Below are 5,316 nucleotides of genomic sequence, written 5' to 3'. Positions count from 1 at the left end.
GCCATTTTGAGCGTTTTTACTTTGCAAAATAATTCTATCATTCTGCAGTGAATACACCACCTAAGTATCGCTGATTATATTTCAGCCCATACACCAAATTCGAGTATATCTCTACTGAATTCCATACCCACAATAAACGGAAAAGAGCCATAATCATGATTTAAAAGAGGTTATATTCAGCATAGCATTCTCAAATCGACAAAACTCACCTCTAAAAGTCAATTTAACTTTACCTATTTCACCATTCCTCTGCTTGCCAATAATAATCTCCGCCTGCCCTTTTACTTCAGGATCATCCTGGTTGTAAACTTCATCACGATAAACAAATAAAACTACATCCGCATCCTGCTCAATCGCTCCAGAATCACGTAGGTCGCTCATCATCGGCCGTTTATCCCGTCGGTCCTCTACACCACGGTTTAATTGAGAAAGTGCCACCACGGGCACTTTAAGCTCCTTAGCAAGAGCTTTTAATTCATTTGATATGTGTGATACTTCCAGATTCCTATTGTTTTGATATTTATGTGATTGCATCAGCTGTAAATAATCAACAACAATCAATCCAAGATTGGGATGCTCACGCTTAAATTTACGTGCTTTATGTTTTAGCTCGTTTGGCGTTAATGCGGGTTTATCAATAATACCAAAATCAAGCTTAGCAACACGATCAAAAGCAGCTGCTAGTAAATTCCAGTCTTTATCATCAAAATCAGCAGATCTTATCTTTGAAAATGATAACCGCCCCAAAGAGGCAGACATACGCATCATAATATCTTTTGCTGACATTTCCATCGAAAACAATAGTACTGATCTATCTGTTTGCGTTAATACAGCTTCAGCAATATTCATCGCAAAACTTGTTTTACCCATTGCTGGCCTTCCGGCTACGATGATAAGCTGTTCTTCACCTAATCCACATAATTTGTCATCTAAATCAATAAACCCCGTTGTAAGCCCTGCCAGACCATTTCCCTGTTCATTGAGTCTATCCAGGTAATCAATAATTTCAGGAATCACCGCTTTAGCCATCACAGCATCATCATCTGAGACATCAATCTCGTGACGAACTGATAATATATTTTGCTCCACTTTATCTAGTATTGCCTCTTCACTAATCCCCTGGCTGTGATAAAGCATTTCATTGGATTGCATTAATGCATTGGATAGCTTGCGCTTAATGGCTTTATTGCGAACAATATCAGCGTACGCTTTTATATTTACTGAACTGGGTGTATCTTTAGCAATCTTTGCCAGATACGCTAATCCCCCTACCTGGTCTAATAATTTTGACTGGTTTAAGGAATCAGATAACGTAATCACGTCAAAGGGCTTGCCCTTCCCTGCCAGCCCTTCAATATGCTGATAAACCAGCTGGTTAGGAATATAAAAAAAATCCTGTGGTGTTAATATATCACTGATTCGATCATAAGCATTGTTATCTAAAATTAAGGCACCGATGACAGATTGCTCTGCATCTGAAGACTTTAATTGATTTATTTTTGGATCCATCGTATATTATTCTCCGTAAACGTTTTCTTTAAAGTGTTTTTTGAAGGCGGTTACAAGCATCTTGCTGTCATCACTGAGTTTCGAGTATGTTGATGACAGCGACGCTCTTATTTCATCAAACTGTGCTTTTGTTAATTGTGCTTTCCATAATTCAAATGCTGTATTGAACTGTTCTTCTTTTAATGCCTGAATCCGCTCTAAACGAACTTTATTGGCATTCACTTGCTCTTTTATTGCCATTTCTTCTGGTGACTCATACTGTGGTTCAATCCAGCTTTTACCTTGTTTTAAGACACCCATTAAAACGCGAAGCTTATTGTTTGCAAATCCTTTACCATACTTTTCTGTCATTTCTTCAAGGCGGTTTTCAAGCGCCCAGGAATAATGTTCAATACTTTCCTGTAAATCTGAAAATGTTATTTTACTTTTATCATCTAACTTATCGTTAAAAGCAATAATCTGTTTTAAATGCTTTTGATTAAAACCAAACGGTTCAAGAGATGAAATATCAATATTAGACCACTCTTCTATGTTTTCATTTTTTTCAAGCGTCTGTATTTCATTTTCGGTTTTAGCAATTGTATTCTGTTGAGATTTTTGAAGTTCTAAAATTTGCTGTTGTAATTGAGCAATAATATTACTGTCTAACGTGTTGTTTGTATTTTGATCTTGTCTTTGTTCACTTTTATTTTTATTTATAGTAATAGTATTACTATTATATATAGAAGACTGATCTCCTATGTTTTTGTCATTTTGTAGACCGTTTATCATGCTATGAAATAAATTACGTTCTATTTCATATTTACACCAACCACCTCTTCCATTTTTTCTGCTATATATAAAAATACATTTTTTCTCTTTTAATCTTAAGATGCTTGTTTTAGCAGAGCTTTCGCCTATTTCTAAAGCAGTTTGAATATCTTGGATATTAATTTTTTGTGTTATTCTGGTTTTGATATCCAAACATGATTTGTACATATATTCAACAATTTTTTTCTGTATTCCTGTTAAGGAGTTATAGTCGTAACTAGATGATTTTGTAGACTGATTGTCACCTGTTTGTAGACCTTTTGTAGACTGATTGTCACTATTTTTTTCTAGTAGCCATGAACGTCTTTTTTTTCCAGCTTTTTTATTCGATGGATTTAGATCAACACCTAAGCTTCTGCTTAAATCTTCTAAGCTAGCCATTTTTATTACCTCTCAACCCCATATTGATATGTAAATTGCATTAAATCTTGAAAATCCTCAATAGCATTACTAGATTTACCTGATGAAAAAATATTTTGATGCGACATTGTTGATTTTGTTATATCTGCACATGTTCTTATAATAGGGGATGCTAAATGTCTCATAACCCGTGGTTTTTTTTTTATTAATTCTAATGCCTCTGATGTTGTCGAAAATCTTCTATCTACATTCGAGAAATAGCAGTGAATGCCAATGGAGTCATAATCTCTTGAAAACGTTTCACATACATCTTCAATTTCTTTGATAATATAATTAGCACCATTAATTGCAACCGAATCGCTTCTCATTGGGATTAAAATAGACTTTTTAATTGTGTTTGGCAGATGAAATAAGGCACACACACTTGATGCGAACAGATTTGATAGCTGGGGCGTATGATCTTGAAATATTTTTGTATCTGAGCCGAATTTAGAAAAAATTTCTTTATATAAATTTAACATTCCTTCCTTTATTTCTTTTGGCTTAACTAAAACTTTTTCAATCCAAGCTTGATTTAAGTTAGATTTCATAACCCAAATATTATCATGAAGAGGGGTGACTATATCATCTAACTTGGCTTTTCCTTCCAAGTAATCAACTAGTATTGAGTCTTCATCATCAGCCTCTTTTCCAAAAATCATTCCAGTTAGGCTTGCCTGAGAATCACCATCAATTAACACTATAGGTGTTTCTTTATTCACAATCCTTCTTAGTGATGCGCTTAGATTTGCTACTCCAGAAGTTTTTCCAACTCCACCACAAAGATTTGCAAATAACGTTACAGATGGCATATAAAAATAATCCAGCCCTGCATTTTTTAAATAATCTTGTGCAGCAGATGGTTGTATTCCCACTATTCTTTGATTTACTCTTGTGACTCTATTTTCTTCTTGATTTTTAAAGTATCTACTTACTAGAGCAGCACTTGTACCAGTTAACCTTGCAATTTCATTTATTTTGATTTGACTGAATATGTATCCATTCATAAAAAACAACCATGTTAACGATTTATGTTTAAATTATAAAATATTATTAACACAAGTCAAATATAATCACGTTAAAAGTTTTAATTTTTTATTATAAATTTTAAATAAGATTTTTCTTTACGAAACATGATATGAAATTAGTCGCATATATTCTCAAAAGTATAAATATTTACACCTTTGTTGATGAGCGAAGCATACTTTTCCATAGTACAGTCTTCAGCAGCTCTGACCGAGATGCACCTTATGTGATTGATGGCTTGCTACATAATGAGGGTGTTAAGAGTGATATGCATTCAACGGATACTCATGGTTATACCGAAGCTATTTTTGCCATTAGTCATCTATGCGGTCGAAGACAGAGCACCACGGGTATCACCCGTGGTGCTCTGTCTTCGACCGCATAGAAAAGAAAAATTTATCATAATTGCATAAAACATGTTGCCATATTAGAAACAGTCATATATGATACATATCAGTGTTTAATTTATTTTGATTTGCATCTATGTATAAACAGATAGAATGAAATTGATTAACGCAACTCCGCGACCAAACTTTGTTGCCTTAATGGAAGCCGACGCAACTATCGACAACGTCAAATGTATCAAATGCTTGTAATTCAATCAAGTATTTTTTCACCAAGTTATCTTTTTTTGTGTCTTTAAGGTTTAAGTTATGTCATCTGGATTTAAGGATGATTAAGAGAATATACATGAAATGTCGAATAAAGCAGAAAGTAGTCATTCCAATACGATATGGAGATGTGAAATTTTGCATTTTAGCAATCTATCAAGTAATACCGAAGATTTTGCATTAATTTTTTATGGAAGTATAAAAGAGTAAACTGGTGTATCTTATGGACAAAAAAGAGATTATATATAACGATGATTTTAATTATTTTCGTAAAAAAAATCGTAAAGTTGTAGAGAATTATCTGAAATTTACACGAGGTGAGGCACGTTTGCAAAGACACAAACTTTTTGCAGAGGATGCTGAAGGAGGTTTATGGACGACAGAAACCGGCGAGCCAATAATTATTCGTGGTATTGAAAATTTAAAACGCCATGCTCGCTGGTCTCTTCAATGTTTTCCAGATTGGGAGTGGTACAATATCAAAATTTTTACTACTGATAACCCTAATCATATTTGGGTTGAATGCGATGGCCATGGTGTCATCCGTTTTCCAGGTTATCCTGAAAGTTACTATGAAAATCACTTTATTCATTCCTTTGAGTTGCGTGATACTCTAATAATTCGTAACCGTGAGTTTATGAACCCTATAAAGCAGCTCAAAGCCCTTAATATCAATGTACCGAAAATAGACCGGAGAGGTATTCCTGCTTGATAGCGAGAGTTATGTAGTGATGAAATATAATTAGAATTAAGTATTAGGTTCTGTGAACCAAAAAAACTACAAGATGTGAAATTAAGTTGATTTAATTAAAAAATGATTTGCAAGGTTGCAATCCTTGGTTTGAAATATATTTGAGAAAAACAACAAAGGATTGCAAAATGCATTATCACATAAATGGAAATGCTTGGGAAAAGATTTATGAATTTTTAATGACGGTAAAGAGGATACACTGCAAAAATA

4 protein-coding genes and 1 pseudogene are annotated in these 5,316 nt (G+C 33.8%); 2 read left to right on the top strand and 3 right to left on the bottom strand.

The window, feature by feature from the left end; all coding sequences use genetic code 11:
* Positions 1-153 precede the first annotated feature (153 nt).
* The 3 genes from dnaB to DNK84_RS03325 are packed head-to-tail and all read right to left on the bottom strand — an operon-like array spanning position 154 to position 3,725.
* A complete protein-coding gene (gene dnaB / locus DNK84_RS03335; RefSeq protein WP_119343156.1) occupies positions 154-1,509 on the bottom strand; it encodes a replicative DNA helicase in 1,356 nt (451 codons plus the stop codon).
* A 6-nt stretch (positions 1,510-1,515) separates the two neighbouring features.
* On the bottom strand, positions 1,516-2,700 hold the full coding sequence (locus tag DNK84_RS03330; RefSeq protein ID WP_119343155.1) for a hypothetical protein: 1,185 nt from the start codon (positions 2,698-2,700) through the stop codon (positions 1,516-1,518).
* A 5-nt stretch (positions 2,701-2,705) separates the two neighbouring features.
* Positions 2,706-3,725: a ParA family protein gene (locus DNK84_RS03325; protein ID WP_119343154.1), complete on the bottom strand. Its 1,020-nt coding sequence runs from the start codon at positions 3,723-3,725 to the stop codon at positions 2,706-2,708.
* Between the two features lie 155 nt (positions 3,726-3,880).
* Here DNK84_RS03325 and DNK84_RS14765 point away from each other — a divergent pair.
* Together DNK84_RS14765 and DNK84_RS03315 are read left to right on the top strand one after the other, a co-directional pair.
* Positions 3,881-4,075: pseudogene (locus tag DNK84_RS14765) on the top strand (Tn3 family transposase); the annotation flags it as partial.
* 503 nt (positions 4,076-4,578) lie between these two features.
* Complete coding sequence (locus DNK84_RS03315) at positions 4,579-5,067, top strand: PhzA/PhzB family protein (RefSeq protein ID WP_119343153.1); 489 nt, start codon at positions 4,579-4,581, stop codon at positions 5,065-5,067.
* Positions 5,068-5,316: the final 249 nt, after the last annotated feature.

It is taken from the genome of Facilibium subflavum (genome assembly GCF_003574485.1).
GTDB classification, from domain to species: domain Bacteria; phylum Pseudomonadota; class Gammaproteobacteria; order Francisellales; family Francisellaceae; genus Facilibium; species Facilibium subflavum.
Note: the sequence above shows the minus strand (reverse complement) of the source record. Positions and strands in the feature narration are given on the sequence as shown.

What these genes read in the sequence shown, in the direction of transcription:
- DNK84_RS03325 (WP_119343154.1), bottom strand. Translation starts at nt 3,725, where the DNA reads ATGAATGGATACATATTCAGTCAAATCAAAATAAATGAAATTGCAAGG.
- DNK84_RS03330 (WP_119343155.1), bottom strand. Translation starts at nt 2,700, where the DNA reads ATGGCTAGCTTAGAAGATTTAAGCAGAAGCTTAGGTGTTGATCTAAAT.
- dnaB (WP_119343156.1), bottom strand. Translation starts at nt 1,509, where the DNA reads ATGGATCCAAAAATAAATCAATTAAAGTCTTCAGATGCAGAGCAATCT.
- DNK84_RS03315 (WP_119343153.1), top strand. Translation starts at nt 4,579, where the DNA reads ATGGACAAAAAAGAGATTATATATAACGATGATTTTAATTATTTTCGT.